This is a genomic window from Profundibacter amoris (genome assembly GCF_003544895.1).
GTDB lineage: Bacteria > Pseudomonadota > Alphaproteobacteria > Rhodobacterales > Rhodobacteraceae > Profundibacter > Profundibacter amoris.
Window position 1 is genome coordinate 1,486,649 of the sequence record NZ_CP032125.1, and the last position, 17,634, is coordinate 1,504,282.

Consider the following 17,634-nt stretch of genomic DNA (forward strand, 5'->3'; position numbering starts at 1 on the left):
GGTTGGAGCGGGTGAAGGGAATCGAACCCTCGTATTCAGCTTGGGAAGCTGCTGCTCTACCATTGAGCTACACCCGCCAGATGGTTTCGAGGGATAGGCGCAGGGCCGTCGGGCGTCAAGCCAAGAATGTGCATCTGTGGTGCGGATTATGGCAGAACCGCGAAATTGATCTGCGTATACCAACGGGCCACAGTGCGGATATCTTCGTCACTCAGCCCGGCGGCAATTCTGTTCATATCGGGGTGCTGCCGCTTGCCCACCCGAAACGCTTTTAGCTGGGTTTCGATATAGACAAGCGATTCGCCCGCCAGATTGGGTGCTTCGGGGATAACTGCAATGCCCTCTGAGCCATGGCAACCAGTGCATTCTATCGGAGCGTCTGCAGTGTCAGCGCCATCAGGCAATGCGGCCCGGATGGGGATCGAGGCATACCATGCCGCCAGATCACGTATATCGGTGTCAGTCAGGCCACTTGCAATCACACTCATCATTTCGTGGCTGCGGCGGCCCTCGCGAAAGCTGGTTAACTGGCGGGCAATATAACCGGCCGTTTCCCCGCCGATATGTGGTGCGATGGGAATTTTAGCATAGCCGTTTATGCCATGACAGGTTCGGCACTGGCGGGCCAGTTTGTGGCCGCTATCAGCGTTTCCCGCCGGTTCCCCCAATGCGATCCGGGCGGCCAGAACACAACCCAGAAGCAAAGCAAGACGCATCAATCAGTTCCCGCCATAGGATATCCGGTAAAGCGCGCCGGCCAGATCGTCCGACACCAGAATCGATCCATCATGCATCTGCGCCACATCCACCGGACGGCCCAGATATTCGCCGTTTTCATCAATCCAGCCTTCGGCAAAGGGTTGGGTGGTGGCAGTGCCTTCGTCATCAATGAAGGTCACCATCACCCGCGCGCCAACCGGTGTGGTGCGGTTCCATGATCCGTGTTGGGCGGAAAAGATCGCGTTCTTGTATTTGGCGGGGAACATTTTACCAGTATAGAACGTCATGCCCAGATCGGCCGCATGGGCAACGGTCTCCGACGCGGGTGCTGTGACATCAAAGGGGATATCCTCGCCCTCGAATTCATTGGTGCGCACCGATCCGCCGCCATACCATGGAAAGCCGAAATGCTGGCCCGCTGTGGTCTGGCGGTTGATTTCACCGGGGGGGATATCATCGCCCATGCCATCCACCTGATTGTCGGTGAACCACAATTCACCGGTTTCGGGGTGAAAATCATGGCCGACGGAATTGCGGATGCCCGTGGTGTAAACCTCGCGCCCTGTGCCATCCAGTTTCATCCGGATGATACCGCCAATGCCCAGCGTCCGGTACATCTCGACCTTATCGGCGGGGGTGACGTTAAAGGGCTGACCCATCGAAATATAGATCATGCCGTCGGGGCCGATTTTACACACCCGTGAAGTGTGGTTATAGCTTTCTTCGTTTTCCGGGATCAGGTCGCCCTTGGCCACCAGCGTAAAGGCGGCCACATCCGGACCTTCATAGAAATACTCGGCAGCCGGAAACAGCAGAACGCGGTTTTGTTCGGCAATATACAAAAAGCCGTCCTTGGAAAAACAGGGGCCGTTCGGGACAGTAAATTGCAGGGACGGGGCGAAATCCTTGACCTCGTCGGCCACGCGGTCCTTGTTGCGGTCGGTCACCGACCAGACCTTTTCCTTGCGGGTGCCGACAATGGTGACAACCCCCTGCGGCCCGATCGCGATATGCCTTGCGTCGGGCACCACGGCGTAAAGCTCGATCTTGAAACCGGCGGGCAGGGTGATCCGCTCCAGTGTTCTGCGAATGCCGGCCGCATAATCGCCGCCCTGTTCGACATAGGTGAAATCGGTGACGCCTGTGGTTTGAAAATTCGAAAGCCGTTCCAGATTGGACGGCACATCCGCGCCCTGGGCAAATAACGGGGCGGGAAAAAGAACGGCAACAGATATAGCGGATAGTATGGTTTTCATGGTATCCCTCCTGATGTTCAATGTCAGCCGGACACGCAGAAATCATTCCGAGAGTATGGTTCTAGCGATTTCATATGGTATTACGGGCTTCGCGACCATTGTGGCGCGCCTGCATCAGCCCCGCAATGCCGCGTGGCAACTGGGGTGTTGTATCCGCCAGAGTCTGTCGAAGGAAGTTTTTTCTGTCAATGAGCGTTAAGTCGTAAGGCAAATAGCCCCGCCGTTACCCCCGCCGCCGCCGTCTGCGTCCACCACCTTCGCCTCCACCGCCGGTGTTGAAGGTCACATCGGGCAGGGTGACGATACGCGACAGGATCGGGAATGGATCAACCGCATTGGGGATGTTGGAGGCATTGACGAAATGCTCCTGAAAGCGCGGCTCGATCGCGGTTTCCACCTTGTCGATATCGCGTACGGTTTTTTCGATCTCGCGACGGGCCGACCGGTTCAGCAGGGCAATGCGGGCACCTGTGCCAGCCGCGTTGCCTGCCGATGTTACCTTGTCCAGCTCGCAATCGGGGATCATCCCTAGAACCATCGCGTGTTTGGGCGAGATATGCGCACCAAAGGCCCCCGCCAGCACGATCCGGTCCACCGTATCCACCCCGAATTTGTCCATCAACAGACGCGCACCGGAATAGAGCGCCGCCTTGGCCATCTGGATCTCGCGAATGTCGCGGTTGGTGACGGTGATCACGGGGCCACCATCGGCGGACCCGTCCCAGACCATATAGGAATTGGTGCGCCCGTCGGTGAAACAGCGCGGGGTGCCGGTCTGTTCAGCGGTGCCGATCAGGCCGGGGCCATCGACAATGCCGCTCATGCGCATTTCCGCCACCAGCTCGATGATGCCGGAACCGCAAATGCCGGTCACGCCGGTGGTGGCGATGGCGGCGTCAAACCCTTCCTCGTCCGACCACAAGTCTGATCCGATCACCTGAAAGCGCGGCTCTTTGGTGACGGGGTCAATCGTTACATGCTCAATCGCACCGGGGGCGGCGCGCTGGCCCGAGCTGATCTGCGCGCCTTCAAAGGCGGGACCTGTTGGGGATGAGCAGGCCAACACGCGCTCCTTGTTCCCCAGCAACAATTCGGCGTTGGTGCCCACATCCACCACCAGCACCAGATCATCGGATTTGTCGGGCGCCTCGGACAGGGCCACGGCAGCGGCATCGGCACCCACATGACCGGCGATACAGGGCAGGATATAGGCGCGGGTTTCGGGGTGCAGGTTTAGGTCCAGATCACGCGCCTTCAGGCGGATCGCATCGGACGTGGCCAGCGCGAAAGGGGCCTGTCCCAACTCGTAGGGATCAATCCCCAGCAGCAGGTGGTGCATCACCGGATTACAGACGAACACGGTATCAAGGATCAGCGTTTTGTCGATCTCGGCATCCGTGGTGATCTGGTCAAACAGCGCGTTCAGACCGTCGCGCACGGCGGCCGTCATCTCGTCCGCGCCGCCCTCGTTCATCATGCCGTAGGAGACGCGGCTCATCAGGTCTTCGCCAAAGCGGATTTGCGGGTTCATGATGCCGGAGGAGGCCACCACATCGCCGGTGTGCAGATCGCACAGATGGGCGGCGATGGTGGTCGATCCGACATCCACCGCCAGCCCGTAGGCAGGCGCGTCATGGAAGCCGGACCAGACGCGCAGGATGGTGTGCGGGGCATCATCAGCCGCCTGATGCAGGGCGACGGTGACTTTCCATTCGCCCTTGCGCAAGCGTGTTTGCAGGGTGGACAGTACCGACAGATCGGCGCTGATTTCATCCAGCTCCCATTGCTGCTGCAAGGCATCCACCAACCGTTCCAGATCGCCCGACGGGTCGTGCATATCGGGTTGCGCCACCTCGACGTAACACAGGCGCACGGTGGGGTTCAGGGTGATGTCGCGCGCTTCGGCCCGTTTGCGCACCACCTGTTTGTGAACCTGGCTTTCGGGCGGCACGTCGATCACCACATCGCCCTCGATTTTCGCCTGACAGCCCAGACGCCGCCCGTCGATCAGCCCGCGGATGGATTTGTAGCGCTCCTCAACGCTGTTCCATTCCGACAGCGCATCATCGGCCACGGTGACCCCGTGTTTGGAGAATTCACCATAGGACGGGGTGATCTGGCAACGCGAGCAAATCCCGCGCCCGCCGCAAACCGAGTCCAGATCGACGCCGAGCTGGCGGGCGGCGGTCAGAACGGGGGTGCCTTTGGCAAAATGCCCGCGTTTGCCGGAGGGGGTGAAGATCACCAGAGGATCGGATTTTTTCATGTCGGTTGTGCCTGTCTGCCTGTTTCCACTCCCTTAATAATGGGTCAGGGGGAAGGTGCAATGCTTATGGGCGACATGGAGGGGGTGAGGAGCGGCATGGGGAGGGGGGTGCATGAAATTTAACCCGACTTGTTGGTCATAAGGTAGGGTGGGTGCCAACCCACCAATACGGTAGGCGGTGGGTTGGCACCCACCCTACGCTTGCTACGGCTTGTTATAGAGCGCTATTGCGTGAACGTGAGTGAATAGAGTAGATTGCGGTGATGGTTGAACTGATCAAAAATACGATAGAAGAAGGAAAAATCTTCGTAAATAAATTGTCTGCCGCAGAGCGACAACTGTCTGCGGCAATCAGAATGTATTTCATGGAAGAGGATCAACTGGCGGTTCATACTGTCGCATCGGCCGCATTAAATCTTTATGCTGACTTAATGAAATCTCGCGGAAAAGAACCCGCTTTCTATGGTGGCATTTATGGAGTTCTACGTGCCGCCAGAGATGTTCTTGACGGTGAGTTCTCGCTTGACCAATTCGATAGTTGGGGTGTGGAAGGCCGAAAGTTAATTCAGGATATGGTTGAGTTTCTTGGGGCAAATCCGAAGATTGATATCGAGGCTATCAGGGTCAACGGCCCCGACAGTTTTGTCCGTCAGTTCTGGACTGAGAAAAGAAAAGCTTATAATTTTTTGAAACACGCAGATAGAGATCCCGACGGCTTTCTTGATGAAGCACATATAAACAATGAAAATATAATTGCGGAGGCAATTGGGAATGCCCTTCATCTGAATTGCAAAATGACACCAGACAAAGAATTTTTCTTTTCAGCAATGTATGCAATGGATTTTTTGATTGACCCGCCATCAGACCCAATGCTTATTTGGATTCTAAAACAGCTATCGGCAGATGAGATAATGTCACTTGCGAGAAGGCACCTGTGTTACTCTCGGGTTGACGATGCCTTTGAAATAGACCTTGATTCCAAATTCGATCTGGCGACAAAAATGTATCTTAAACGATTGAAAGAAAAACCTCGCCCCCCCACTCTTTGAGGGCGCTCAGAATTCCAGTGTCACTGAGTTTAGCTTAGACGCCCAGCAAGCCACGTGGTGCATGATCCCACTCACAGTATTTCCCATCACCCCTCACTCAACCAATCCAGCACCGCCTGCCGGTCCCCGTCCAGCGTGGGCGCACGGGCATCTTTCAATGTATCATCCATCCCCGAAATCTTGATCGGGTTACCGGCGGCCAGAAACGGTTTGCCACCATCCGGTGCGGCCAGTTCTACCACCATGTTGCGGGCGAGGATTTGCGGGTCGGACATGGCCTCGGCGACGTTCTGGATGGCCGCGCAGGGCACACCGGCGGCGTCCAGCCGTTTTAGCCAGTGCTTTTTCTTGCGCGCCAATGTCACGGTTTCAATCAGGCGTTTCAGAATTTTGACATGCTTGCAGCGCGCCGCATTGCTGGCAAAACGCGGATCCTCCAGCAGCGGGCCAAGGCCCAGCACTTCGCACATTTTGGCAAACAGAACGTCATTGCCCGCCGCGATCACGAACAGCCCGTTCTTGGCGTGAAAAGTTTCAAACGGGGTGATCGAGGGATGCCGCGCGCCAGACGGGGCAGGGGGGATGCCGGTTTCGCCGGTGATGGCCACCGCATGTTCCAGAATGGCAATCTGGCTGTCCAGCATGGCAACGTCGATCTTGCGCCCCTGTCCGGTTTGTGTGCGTTCATACAGGGCGGCAATCACGCCGGTGCTCAGGAATGATCCGGCAATGATATCCCCGACCGAGGCCCCGACACGCACCGGCTCGCGGTCTTTTTCGCCGGTGATCGACATCACCCCGCCACGGGCCTGCACCACCATGTCATAGGCGGGTTTCTGGGCGTCGGGGCCGGTATGGCCAAACCCCGACACGGCGGCATAGATCAGGCGGGGGTATTTTGCATGCAGGTCTTCCCAGCCATAGCCCAGCCGCTCCATCACGCCGGGGCGGAAGTTTTCGACCAGAACATCGGCCTTTGGCAACATCTGTTCAAACAAGGCGCGATCATCCGGATTTTTCAAATCCAGCGCGATCGATTCCTTGCCACGGTTGATGGTGGCGAAATAGGCGCTTTCGCTGCCGCGAAACGGTGGAAAGGCGCGGGTGTCGTCCCCCAGGCCCGGGCGCTCGATTTTGATCACGCGTGCGCCCAGATCGGATAGCATCATGGTGCAGTAAGGACCGGCCAGCACATGGGACAGGTCAATGACGGTGATGTCGGAAAGCGGGGTAGACATGGGAGGACTCCTGATGTGTTCCGGCTAATGGTGGCAAGTTTTAGGTGGCATATCAATGATATAGATCAGCATATCCGGATCCCGGCTTGAAGAACATGAAAGGGCCGGACCGGAAACCCATTTCATAGGATTAATCGTCCGGAGATAGAGATATGCAGGGGTAATCAGCCGGTAACCGAGTGTTTTCTTAGTTATCCGCGATTAACAACACTAAGTCATAAATTTGCCCCATTAACACTTAACAAGTGTATAAAAAGGGAGAGAAATTGTATTGGTGTAGCTGTATATCACAGTATTGGCCGCACTCATTTTATGTGGGCGCCCCGAGTTACCGAGTGCAGTAGTGAAAATTAGGATGAGAGGATTAACGATGTTTGGATTGCGAATAATCGGGAAAACAATATTACCCGTTGGGGCAGCTACACTAATGGCATTGGCATTTAGTGGTGCTGCAAATGCACAAGAGGACAAGACTGTCACGCTTAAATCTGTGGGCGGTGAATTGAAGCTGATCGGCGAGTTGGATGAATTCGCCGATGGAACATATTTCATCACGGTTCAAGGGATGGGCAAAATACAGATCAATATGAATGATGTGACATGCGAAGGTGCTGCATGTCCGGTGATCAAGCAGTATGCGCCGTATTTCGGCATATACGGCTCAAGAACCGTTGGAACAAATCTGATACCAAATCTGATGCGCGGTTATGCCAAAAGTGTCGGCGCGACCTATGAAATCGTGGCAACGGAAAATGCGGCGGAACGGAAAATCCGCCTGACGAATCCTGATGGAACGCTTCGGTTAGAGGTCGATCTTCAGTCGCGCGGTTCGGGCACGGCGTTCCCTGCGCTGGCAGACGGGTCTGCCGTGATCGGGGTGGCTGACCGCCGGATGAAGGACAGCGATCTTGCCAAGCTTCAAGCGGCCGGAATTGGCGAATTGCGCGATACCGACAATGAAATCGTCATCGGTGTCGACGGAATTGTGGTTATTCTTAATCCGGATAATCCGGTGCGCAACCTGACGTCAGAGGAAATCTCGAAAATCTGGGCAGGTGAAATCACCAACTGGCTGGAACTGGGTGGGGGGGATTACCCGATCAATATCCAGAGTTTTGGCAAAAGCTCGGGTGACCGCGCGATTTTGCTGGACCGGATTGTTCGCCCCCACGGACGCGATGAAACATCCAATGTGACCGAAAACAAATCCTATCAGGGTATGGTGGATGCGGTTATTGCAGATCGCGGCGGCATCGGCTTTGTCGGGCGTTCTTTTGCAAACGGTGTGAACCGCCTGACGATCCGCGAGGATTGCGGCCTGCTGTCTCCGCCAACCGATTTCCGGATTAAGATCGAGGGTTATTCGCTGTCGCGGCGTCTGTATATGTATACCAAACCCGGTGATCTGCATCCCGAAGCGGCGGCGTTTATCGAATGGTCGATGACCGATGATGCACAACCCTATATCGAGGAAGCCGGTTTTGTCGGTCGTGGCCTTGAACGGATGCGGCTAGAGGATATGGGCATGATGCTGATCCATACCGCAGCGGTCGAGCCGGATTTCAATCCAAGACTATACGTCAAGATGATGCAGGAATTGCGCAATGCTGACCGTCTTAGCATTTCTTTCCGCTTTCAGCCCGGTTCAAGCCAACTGGATGTTGAATCCGTACGAAATCTGCAAGAACTGGCGGCCCGTATGGAAAAAGGTGAATTCGTTGGCAACGAAGTGCTGCTGGTCGGGTTTGCGGATTCGATCGGGTCGGAAGTCAGAAACACCAAATTGGCCCGGAAAAGGGCTTTGGCGGTGCGCGCAGAAATGGAGCGGGTTTTGTCCCCACAGGCGCTGGCGCAACTGAAACTTACGCCGCTTAGTTATGGGGAATTGCTGCCACTGTCCTGCAATGAAAGCGATGTGGGCCGCGCAAGAAACCGCAGGGTCGAGGTGTGGTTGCGCGTTCCCGGGAAGCGTTAATCCTGAATTTAGGACCAAGACCCAATCACAGAAAGATGGCCGTGTGTATTTGCATGCGGCCATTTTGTTTGTGTGCGTAATCAGGTGGAGGCATCTGTTTTCAATCTATTGCGTGTTTTTAAGAAAATGATTCTATTTTCAGTTTGGTGAAGCCGCAGAAACAGTTTTCTGGATGGCTGTTTATTGGCTTGAAAATAGGGCCAATTAACGGCTTTCATGGTTAATAAACTGTCTAAAAGGTAGTGTTGTTGTCGCCCGGTCAGGGGCGTAGGTGATGTAACCAATGGGGGCATTGTTAATCGACGGTTCAATCGTCATGTGAAATCGGGCTTGAAATACAGGGCCTAGTAATAGCCAGTTTGTGCTAGGAGTAGAGTGATAATGTTTGGAAATATTTCGAAGAAAATCGGTGCAGGTGCAATCGTATTATCCACAGCTTTTTCAGGGGCTGCATTTGCAGGTTCTGATGACACGCAGAGTATTACTCTGGAGTCATATGACGGAACCCTGTTTCTGGTCGGGCAACTGGATGATGTCAAAAACGGATTCTACCTGATTGATGTTGAAGGTCTGGGCGTTCTGAGTGTTGATGCCAGCAAAGTATACTGCAACGGGAATGCCTGCCCGTCATCCAGCTAAGGCTGGCACAAGGCAATCGAAAAGAACGACTTATGATGGCGGAGTTTTAACAACTCCGCCTTCATTGTTTTACGCAGCCTTACTGATTGTGTGTTCCCCATTCACAGCGGTCAAACTCCATATATCGCACCAGAGTATCGCTTTTGTTCGGCGCCATAATACGGGTGCAGCCTTCTTGGTCGTCGGGGTTTTCAAAGACGCTGATTTTTCCGCCTTGGTCGCTGTCTGCACATAACTGCATGCCCGCGCCAAGCATTTCGTTGATCCGGGTGTTCCGGGTTTCCACAATGAACAGATGTTCTTGCGCTGTGCCATTGGTCACACAGACACGTCCAGGGGTGTCGGTCGAGGGCAGGGCGGTCATTTGCTCCATCGCCTCGGGGGCCTCGCCCATTGTGGTCTGGAATGTGGCAAGATAGGCGATCACATTGCGCCGGTCCTCCTCGGATTTCAGCTTGAAGCGCATTTTTGCCTTGGCACGCGGGTTGTCCAGAATTTTGCGCAGGTATTTGGTCGGGTTGCTGATGTATTCAAAGATACTGTCCTCGTCCCAGACGTGTCCGGCCTCGCCTGCTGCGACCATATACTTTGAATAACGAAACCCGTCATAGCTGCCCGCAGGACGGCCGATGATGCCGGTCAGAACCGGCCCGGCGCCGTTTTTGGCCCCGTCGCCGATCTGATGACAAGCGGCGCATTTTTTAAAGACAAGCCGACCGGCGTCAGCATCTTGTGCTTGGGCCGTTGCGGCATTGATAACAAGAACGAGGGCGGGAAAAATAGCGGCAGTTTTCATAATTTTGGCTCCGTGTTTCGCCCTAGGGTGGGGCGGAACAGGGCGCTCTGTCCACTCATCTTTGGCTCAAAACCTATCACGCTATGGTGATGGTTTGTTCAGTGAAGGTGATTTCACCTGACAGATTGTCGCAGGCTAAGGTGAGGCAAGATTGAATTTGAAGCCAAGGGAGAAACCCATGAGAAAACTGATGAAAAGCACCGCAGCCGTATTGGCGTTGGGATTAAGCATAGGCACGGCCAGCGCGCAGATGGCGCCATTCGGGTCGGATGATGATCTGGCCTATGCCAAACTGATCTGGGAGGCGATGCAGGCGCAAAACCTTGTGGGGGACCATGCGATCAAATCGTTCCCGTATGAAGGCACCGCACCGCATGGGGCGATGCTGGAAACCTTTTATTCCTCGGCTACAATTGGCGATCACACCGGCGCATTGATTGTGAAACGCAACTATGGTCCCGCCGAAGTCGAAGCAGATCAGATCATTGCCGAACCGGGTAAACATCTGGGCGCTGTCACAGTGATGTACAAACGTGAAGACGGGTTTGATGCGGATAACCAGAACTGGTTCTGGGCCAAGTTCCTGCCGGATGGATCACTGGATAAAAACCCCAAGGGCATGAGCCTTGCCGGCAAGGTGGCCAAAGGGATGGACAAGGGCTGTATCGCTTGTCATTCGGGCGCTGACGGGGGGGATTATATCTTTACCACCAATGCACCCATCGCAGAAATGATGATGATGAAGTAAAGAAAAGGCGCGCCGGATTTTCGGCACGCCTTTATCAGGAATTGATTGCCGTCCGGCCATTTGGCCGGGCGGTTTTTTATCGGCCGCTGCGCGAGAATTTACCGCGCACATCAACCGTATGGCTCAGCCAACCTTTGATCACTTTGGAAACGTGATCGATGATGCGCACTTTCTGGGTCAGACCCTTGCGCTCGGCATCAATGGCCTGTTCGCCGACATATGCCACAAGATCCGCCTTGATCAGGTCGGGATTTGTCAGTGGCTTTCCGGTGCGGGCATCAAATACCTGGGCTGTAAAGACGATGTTGTGCACGCCGGCATTGTTCAATCCGTAGCGCGCTTTTTCACTCAGGGCGTGGAATTGCTGCATCACGATAACCAGTTTCACGGGCTTGCCGCCGCGCAGAACCTTGGCGCCGCGTTTGGCGGCATCTGTTATAATCGCATCAACTTGTTGATAGCGGCTGCCCTTGCCATAGGGGTCTTCGCGCCAGACAATATCCGCGTCGGGGGCATAGGTGTTTGCTTCGGAAACCGATAGGGATTTGGGAACCTGAACATCAACAGCCACAACACGCCAGCCTTTGGACACGTCGGGGTTGATGTCGTCAGGATACGCGGTTTCCCATTTTGCGCCACAAGCAGACAAAAATAGTGCCCCGGCGATCACAATAGGAGTAAGTAACTTTGAGTTAAACATGTTTGACCTCTTCATTTCACAGCTGACCAGTACTTATTAAAAGACCATTGTCTCTAGCCCGCAATAGCACGCAAAGCATTCATTTGCATTACTAAACAAACGGTTATTGTTTCGATTATTCACATTGTGTGTTTTTGAAAAACCACTATGGCCTGGCCTCAGCCCCTACGGCGCCGACGCCCGCCACGGCCTGAACCTGCCGCGTTAGCCGCCTTTGAGGCCTCGGGGAAAGCCGTGCCTTGCTCGACCGCATCCAGCACCCGGCCGAATTTGATCCACTCGGCCCCGTGGGCGTCATGGTTCATCAGCAGGTTGGCGGCTTTGATTGCTTCCATTTCCACAGGGCGCAGCGGGTTCATAATGGCGCTGGTCATACCGGATGCAATGGCCATCGGCAGGAAGGCTGCATTGATCCCGTGCCGGTGCGGCAGACCGAAACTGATGTTCGAGGCACCACAAGTGGTGTTCACGCCCAACTCGTTACGAAGGCGGCGCACAAGGGTAAAGACCTGCTGGCCCGCACCGGCCATCGCGCCGATTGGCATCACCAGCGGGTCAACCACAATGTCATGCGCCGGGATGCCGAAATCGGCGGCACGCTCGACAATCTTTTTTGCCACAGCAAAACGCACTTCGGGGTCTTCGGAAATACCGGTGTCGTCGTTGGAAATGGCCACAACGGGCACGTTATACTTTTTGGCCAGCGGCAGGATCAGCTCCAGCTTTTCCTCTTCGCCGGTCACAGAATTTAGCAACGGGCGGCCTTCGCAGGCCTGCAAGCCGGCCTCAAGTGCCGCAGCGACCGAACTGTCGATACATAAAGGAATATCGACAAGCCCTTGAACCAGTTCAATCATTTTGGTCATCAGGGGTGGTTCGGTTTCGTTCGGGTTGGGGTTGGAATTGTAAACAACGCCCGCGTTAATATCCAGCATGGTGGCACCACAGGCCACCTGATTTAACGCATCCATTTCCACAGTCGAAAAATCGCCCGCTTCCAGTTCGGCGGCCAGTTTCTTGCGGCCGGTTGGGTTGATCCGCTCGCCGATCACGCAGAAGGGTTCGTCAAAGCCGATGGTGATGGTCTTGGTTTTGCTCTCGATAACGGTGCGGGTCATGGATGGTCCTTAATCTTGGGTTTGGTTGGCCGGAACGGCGGATTTGCCGCCATGCGCGATGGCCCAGTTGGCATTGGTTTTGATGCCGCCCAAGGGGAAGAAATGCACCTGGGCGATGTTTGAGTCAGGGTTTTCCGCCTTGTAGGCGGCCAGTGCGGTCAGCAGGTCTGTCGGCTCGAAGGGCAACAACAGTTTGGTCATATCCTTGGCGCGTTTTTGCAGAACTTTCAGGGACGGGCCAACGCCGCAGGCGATGGCGAATTTTACCAGCGTCTGCAATTTGGCCGGACCGGCAATGCCCAGATGGATCGGCATGTCGATGCCTGCCTCCTTAAGCGCATCAGCCCATTCGATCACCGGCTTGGCCTCGAAAATAAACTGGGTGGCCAGCGCGGTTTTGGCGTCAGTGCGGTTTGAAAAATCCTGTTTCCAGCGCAGGGCGTCCATTACATTCTTGTCCGATCCGTCCGGATCAATATCGCGATTGCCTTCCGGATGGCCGGCAAAATGCAGATTCGTGAAACCGGCCGAATCAAAAAGACCCGTTTCCAGCAGTTGCATGGAATTGTCGAACTCTCCCAGTGGTTTAGAGACCCCGCCAGCGAGCAAAAGCGCCTGCGTTACGTCCGCGTCACCCCTATAACGCGAAACCCAGTCGGCCAGCGTGGCGCGGTCGGCAATGATGCGGGCGGGGAAATGCGGCATCACGTCATAGCCGTCGGCAGACAGGCGTGCGGCGGTGGCGACCATATCCTCGATCGGGGTGCCCTCAAGGTGGGCCACGTAAACACGGGTGCCCTTGGGCAGCAGGGCGGTGAAATCCTCGACCTTGGCGGCGGTGCGGGGCATCACCTCGATGGAATAGCCCTTCAGAAGGGCCTCAAGCTGTGGATTAACCGGCAGGGGGTCTGCCTCGGGTTTCTTTTTGAACTGCAACAGCGCCATTACGGCCTCCTTTATGGAATTCGGACCTAGGCCCATCCGTCATTGGAAATCAGCTGTTTGATCCGCTCGGCGTCGAATTCGGCCTCAAGGCGCGCGGCCTCGTCTGCCGCGATCTGGTCTGCGTCCCCGTCCACAGTATAAGGGGCCGCACGCCGCCATTCGGCAAGATAGGCATCCGTTCCGGCGGCCCCCACCTTCATCGCGGCGCGGTCGATCGCCTGTTCGAACCGTTCTGCCAGTTGCACCTTGCTGGCACGCCGTCCCTTGCCCACAATAACCTGGGCCGGAATATCACGCCAGTAAACTATGGTCACATCGGGCATTCGCTGATTCCTTTCACACTCCATGCTTACGCGGGCATACCACGTCTTCAGGGGCTGTTTTCGACATTCAGGGGCGGTGTTGCGACGCCCCGTGGTGCCGCCTGTCTAAGCAATACACAGCAAGGAGACCAGTGCAGCCCGCTGTCATAATTCTCATGATGGTTATGAAAGGTGCAGAATTGATCATCCGACACCTTGCGCCCGTGGTCTGTCGGGTTTACCTTGGGGACAACTCGAAATGGAGGGCGTGACCATGACGCCCAAGCGTCTGTCCGGTGCGGGCGCGTTCCCCGATGCGGTTGAACCACCCGCGCCAAAAACGTCTGATCCGGCGCCGCTTTATGCAGCGTTGGACCTGGGCACAAATAGTTGCCGCATGCTGATTGCCCAACCTACGGGCAACCAGTTCACTGTGGTTGACAGTTTTTCCAAATCCGTGCAGCTTGGCTCGGGCCTTGAGGCGACGGGCAGGCTTAGTCGCGCGTCGATCAAGCGAACGGTTCAAGCCCTTCGAATTTGCAAGAAAAAGCTGCAAAACCATAATGTTACCAATATGCGGCTGGTCGCGACCGAAGCCTGTCGCAGGGCGAAAAACGCGGCCGAATTCCACCGCTTGGTGAAACGCGAAACCGGTCTGACGCTGGAAATTATCGAACCCGAGGAAGAAGCGCGTCTGGCGGTGATTTCCTGTGCGCCGCTGGTGTCTAAACGCACCGAACAATTGCTGGTGGTGGATATCGGCGGCGGGTCGACCGAACTGGTCTGGATCGATATTTCCAAAGTGCCGGCGCATGACCGCGCAAAATCGATCATGCGGTTGCGCACGGGTTTTTTGCAGGATCAGACGCTGATTGAAAACGCCCGCGTGGTGGACTGGATTTCGGTGCCCTTGGGAGTGGCCACCCTGCGTGATATCTTCGATGATGTGGACGATGACGCCGCTCGATTTGCCCTTATGTCCTGTCATTTCGAGGAAAATCTGGCAGGATTTTCGCCATTCGAAAGCGAGCAGGCCAAAGAGGGGTTCCAGATCGTCGGCACCTCGGGCACGGTAACAACGGTCGCGGCCTCGCATCTTGGGTTGCGCCGCTATGACCGCAACAAGGTGGACGGGCTGCGCATGACCTCGGGCCAAATTGACGCCGTGGTGCGCGATTATCTGTCACTGGGGCCGGAAGGGCGGCGCAGGGATCCGCGCATCGGGCGCGACCGGCAGGCGTTGATCATGTCGGGCGCCGCCATTTTGCAGGCTTTGCTGCGGGTCTGGCCGACGGACCGTTTGTCAGTTGCTGATCGCGGTTTGCGCGAAGGCCTGCTATACGCACAAATGAGCGCCGACGGGGTGCTGAAAGACGGGATAGACTGATGGCCAAAAGCCCAACAGGAAAAAACATTAGCGGACGCGGGCAACGCGATCTGCGGGTCAAGGTGAAATCGGCGCGCGGTCGCAAGCTGTCCTCGACGCTGTGGCTGGAACGCCAGTTGAACGACCCCTATGTAAAACGCGCCACGACCGAGGGCTATCGCGGACGTGCGGCCTTCAAGATCATGGAACTGGACGACAAATACCGTTTTCTGGTGCCCGGTGCGCGGGTGGTTGATCTGGGCTGCGCCCCCGGTGGCTGGCTTCAGGTTGCGGTGCCGCGCATCAATTCGCTGGGCGAACGCAAGGGCAAGGCGGTTGGCCGTCTGATCGGGGTTGACCTGCAACAGGTTGAACCGGTGCCGGGGGCAGAAATCCATGTGCTGGACTTCATGGCGGACGGGGCCGATGATCTGGTCAAAAACTGGCTGGGCGGCAAGGCCGATGTGGTGATGTCCGACATGGCCGCCAAGGCCTCGGGCCACAAACAGACCGATCATATGCGCATCATGGCCCTGTGCGAGACCGCGGCCTATTTCGCCTTTGACGTGCTGGAAGAGGGCGGCACATTCATCGCCAAGGTTCTGGCCGGCGGGGCCGAGGGTGATTTGCAAAAGCTGTTGAAGATGAAGTTCACCAAAGTGGCGAATGTGAAACCGCCCGCCAGCCGGTCGGACAGCTCCGAAAAATTCGTGGTGGCCACAGGGTTTCGGGGATAATCCTTTGTGAATGCAAAACCGTAGGTACGGGATGAAAGACAAAGAACCTGATACAACCGCACTGGCGCTGGACCGAACAGTTCTGGCCAATGAGCGCACCTTTCAGGCATGGATCCGCACAGGGCTATCGGCACTTGCCGCCGGTCTTGGGGTGGCAAAGTTCTTGCAAGATTCAATGCCCCTCTGGATGCTTCTGGCAATTGCGGCCGTTCTGATTGTCCTGAGCATCGCCGCCTTTCTACAGGCATCGTGGCGTTACACACACCTTCATCTTCGCATTGCAGATCTGGATGTGGATGCAACACCGCTGTGGCTGGTAAGAGCCATCAGCTTTTTACTGGCCGGATGTTCGTTTCTGGCACTTGCAGGGATATTTCTGGCAGTGTTTTGGTAGGATGCTATGGGCGCCAACACTGTTTGTCGGGGCGCATAATAATATAAGCATTTATAAGAGGTGTGACGGGCAGCCTTGACCGAGATCAGCTAAAGCGAACTTTGCTTTGTTTCAACCCGGTCGATTTACCACGACCCGCCGGGCAAAACACATACGCAGAGGCAATCTGTTCTCGGGATTGTTGTCAACAACATGCATATTGCTCGAAATTATCCTGACCGAAAGCCATTGTGTCACATACTAAAATGGCAAGAGTATGCTAATTTTTATTCTATAGAGCTAAGGTTTGCCGAACTGGTATAGAGCAGGCCGAATTATTACGCTAGTGGATTTTAGTAATCAGTCTTTGAACCATGCCCAGAGGCATATTTGATGACGAAATAGACCCATAAAAAAGTGATTACATGAGCAGTAAAATCAATCAGCGAAAAATCCGAAAAGCAGTATTTCCAGTTGCCGGAATGGGAACCAGATTTCTTCCTGCGACAAAGGCAATGCCCAAGGAGCTTTTGCCGATCATCGACAAGCCAATTATTCAATACGCGGTTGAAGAGGCCATCGAGGCAGGAATAACCGAACTTGTCTTTGTCACCGGCCGGACCAAACGGGCGATCGAGGATCATTTCGATCATAGTCCGGAACTTGAAATGCTGTTGGAAAGCCGTGGTAAAAACGCATTGGCTGAACAGATCCGCGAGATAATTCCACCCGATATTCACTGTATTTTTGTGCGCCAGCCCGAGGCCCTTGGCCTTGGACACGCCATATTATGCGCCGAACCAGTCATTGGCGATGCCCCCTTTGCGGTCTTGCTTCCGGACGACATGATGGCTGGCTCAACCAAGCCAACCTCGGATCTGGTAAAGTTTTTTGAAACAACCGGCCGGCCTTCGATTTCAGTTCTGTCTGTGCCCGATGAATCCGTTGGAAAATACGGAATAATCAAACCTTGTAACGATATTAATGACCAGCACATCCCGTTTTCTGCAATCGTTGAAAAACCGGAAACCGGACAGGCGCCCTCTAATTATGCTTCGGTGGGACGGTATGTTTTTACAGCCGAGGTTTTTGATCATCTACGCACCATTTCGCCCGGGGTCGGCAACGAATACCAACTTACCGATGCCATCAACGCCCAGGCCCAAAACAAGTCAATGGATGCCGTCCCAATTCGTTGTCATCGTTACGATTGCGGATCAAAGCTTGGCTATATCGAGGCAATTCTGGACCATGCGCTTTGGCATGAGGAATTTGGACCCTCGGTGCGCGCTCTTCTGCATGACAGGATAACCGCACTATCCTCAGAAGGGGCAAATTGAACAATTCCGAGACTGTATTGAAAGATTGAATTGGCGCAGGAGACGAAAACACCTGCGCCCGAAAAG

17 protein-coding genes and 1 tRNA gene are annotated in these 17,634 nt (G+C 55.3%); 8 read left to right on the top strand and 10 right to left on the bottom strand.

The genetic code is table 11. The features are described from left to right. Positions 1 to 3: 3 nt before the first annotated feature. The 4 genes from BAR1_RS07415 to BAR1_RS07430 form a co-directional block, all read right to left on the bottom strand. A tRNA-Gly gene (locus tag BAR1_RS07415) sits at positions 4 to 77 on the bottom strand. A gap of 69 nt (positions 78 to 146) precedes the next feature. After that, positions 147 to 719 carry a c-type cytochrome gene (locus tag BAR1_RS07420; RefSeq protein ID WP_118942430.1) on the bottom strand — a complete coding sequence of 191 codons (573 nt, stop codon included), beginning with the start codon at positions 717 to 719 and terminating at the stop codon, positions 147 to 149. Next, positions 720 to 1,976 carry a PQQ-dependent sugar dehydrogenase gene (locus BAR1_RS07425; RefSeq protein ID WP_118942431.1) on the bottom strand — a complete coding sequence of 419 codons (1,257 nt, stop codon included), beginning with the start codon at positions 1,974 to 1,976 and terminating at the stop codon, positions 720 to 722. 223 nt (positions 1,977 to 2,199) lie between these two features. Next, entirely contained in the window at positions 2,200 to 4,242 is a 2,043-nt protein-coding gene (locus BAR1_RS07430; RefSeq protein ID WP_118942432.1) for an ASKHA domain-containing protein, read from the bottom strand. Between the two features lie 263 nt (positions 4,243 to 4,505). Here BAR1_RS07430 and BAR1_RS07435 point away from each other — a divergent pair, with 263 nt between their 5' ends. After that, complete coding sequence (locus BAR1_RS07435; protein ID WP_118942433.1) at positions 4,506 to 5,291, top strand: hypothetical protein; 786 nt, start codon at positions 4,506 to 4,508, stop codon at positions 5,289 to 5,291. Between the two features lie 86 nt (positions 5,292 to 5,377). On the opposite strand, the gene BAR1_RS07440 is transcribed toward BAR1_RS07435, so the two are convergent. Next, positions 5,378 to 6,529: a CaiB/BaiF CoA transferase family protein gene (locus BAR1_RS07440; protein ID WP_118942434.1), complete on the bottom strand. Its 1,152-nt coding sequence runs from the start codon at positions 6,527 to 6,529 to the stop codon at positions 5,378 to 5,380. Positions 6,530 to 6,956: 427 nt separating this feature from the next. On the opposite strand from BAR1_RS07440, the gene BAR1_RS07445 reads away from it, so the two are divergent. Then, positions 6,957 to 8,504 carry a phosphate ABC transporter substrate-binding/OmpA family protein gene (locus BAR1_RS07445; protein WP_162891696.1) on the top strand — a complete coding sequence of 516 codons (1,548 nt, stop codon included), beginning with the start codon at positions 6,957 to 6,959 and terminating at the stop codon, positions 8,502 to 8,504. 381 nt (positions 8,505 to 8,885) lie between these two features. Further along, complete coding sequence (locus BAR1_RS07450) at positions 8,886 to 9,143, top strand: hypothetical protein (RefSeq protein WP_118942436.1); 258 nt, start codon at positions 8,886 to 8,888, stop codon at positions 9,141 to 9,143. 79 nt (positions 9,144 to 9,222) lie between these two features. On the opposite strand, the gene BAR1_RS07455 is transcribed toward BAR1_RS07450, so the two are convergent. Then, positions 9,223 to 9,939 carry a c-type cytochrome gene (locus BAR1_RS07455; protein ID WP_118942437.1) on the bottom strand — a complete coding sequence of 239 codons (717 nt, stop codon included), beginning with the start codon at positions 9,937 to 9,939 and terminating at the stop codon, positions 9,223 to 9,225. A 178-nt stretch (positions 9,940 to 10,117) separates the two neighbouring features. Between BAR1_RS07455 and BAR1_RS07460 the strand changes: the two genes are divergently transcribed. Continuing rightward, positions 10,118 to 10,687 (top strand): cytochrome P460 family protein, encoded by a 570-nt coding sequence (locus BAR1_RS07460; protein WP_118942438.1) that lies wholly within the window; start codon positions 10,118 to 10,120, stop codon positions 10,685 to 10,687. Positions 10,688 to 10,763: 76 nt separating this feature from the next. Here the strand turns inward: BAR1_RS07460 and BAR1_RS07465 are convergent, their stop codons facing one another. The 4 genes from BAR1_RS07465 to BAR1_RS07480 form a co-directional block, all read right to left on the bottom strand. Beyond that, positions 10,764 to 11,387 (bottom strand): DUF6778 family protein, encoded by a 624-nt coding sequence (locus BAR1_RS07465; RefSeq protein ID WP_162891697.1) that lies wholly within the window; start codon positions 11,385 to 11,387, stop codon positions 10,764 to 10,766. A gap of 158 nt (positions 11,388 to 11,545) precedes the next feature. Beyond that, positions 11,546 to 12,505 carry a methyltetrahydrofolate cobalamin methyltransferase gene (locus tag BAR1_RS07470; RefSeq protein ID WP_118942440.1) on the bottom strand — a complete coding sequence of 320 codons (960 nt, stop codon included), beginning with the start codon at positions 12,503 to 12,505 and terminating at the stop codon, positions 11,546 to 11,548. 9 nt (positions 12,506 to 12,514) lie between these two features. Continuing rightward, positions 12,515 to 13,450 (bottom strand): methylenetetrahydrofolate reductase, encoded by a 936-nt coding sequence (locus tag BAR1_RS07475; RefSeq protein ID WP_118942441.1) that lies wholly within the window; start codon positions 13,448 to 13,450, stop codon positions 12,515 to 12,517. A 26-nt stretch (positions 13,451 to 13,476) separates the two neighbouring features. Further along, complete coding sequence (locus BAR1_RS07480; RefSeq protein WP_118942442.1) at positions 13,477 to 13,773, bottom strand: virulence factor; 297 nt, start codon at positions 13,771 to 13,773, stop codon at positions 13,477 to 13,479. Positions 13,774 to 14,026: 253 nt separating this feature from the next. Between BAR1_RS07480 and BAR1_RS07485 the strand changes: the two genes are divergently transcribed. The 4 genes from BAR1_RS07485 (at position 14,027) to galU (ending at position 17,568) form a co-directional block, all read left to right on the top strand. Further along, entirely contained in the window at positions 14,027 to 15,139 is a 1,113-nt protein-coding gene (locus tag BAR1_RS07485; protein WP_118942443.1) for a Ppx/GppA phosphatase family protein, read from the top strand. Next, complete coding sequence (locus BAR1_RS07490) at positions 15,139 to 15,855, top strand: RlmE family RNA methyltransferase (RefSeq protein ID WP_118942444.1); 717 nt, start codon at positions 15,139 to 15,141, stop codon at positions 15,853 to 15,855. Before BAR1_RS07485 ends, BAR1_RS07490 begins: the two co-directional genes overlap by 1 nt. A gap of 10 nt (positions 15,856 to 15,865) precedes the next feature. Beyond that, on the top strand, positions 15,866 to 16,249 hold the full coding sequence (locus BAR1_RS07495; RefSeq protein ID WP_118942445.1) for a YidH family protein: 384 nt from the start codon (positions 15,866 to 15,868) through the stop codon (positions 16,247 to 16,249). Between the two features lie 404 nt (positions 16,250 to 16,653). After that, on the top strand, positions 16,654 to 17,568 hold the full coding sequence (gene galU / locus BAR1_RS07500; RefSeq protein ID WP_118942446.1) for a UTP--glucose-1-phosphate uridylyltransferase GalU: 915 nt from the start codon (positions 16,654 to 16,656) through the stop codon (positions 17,566 to 17,568). The last annotated feature ends 66 nt before the right edge of the window (positions 17,569 to 17,634 follow it).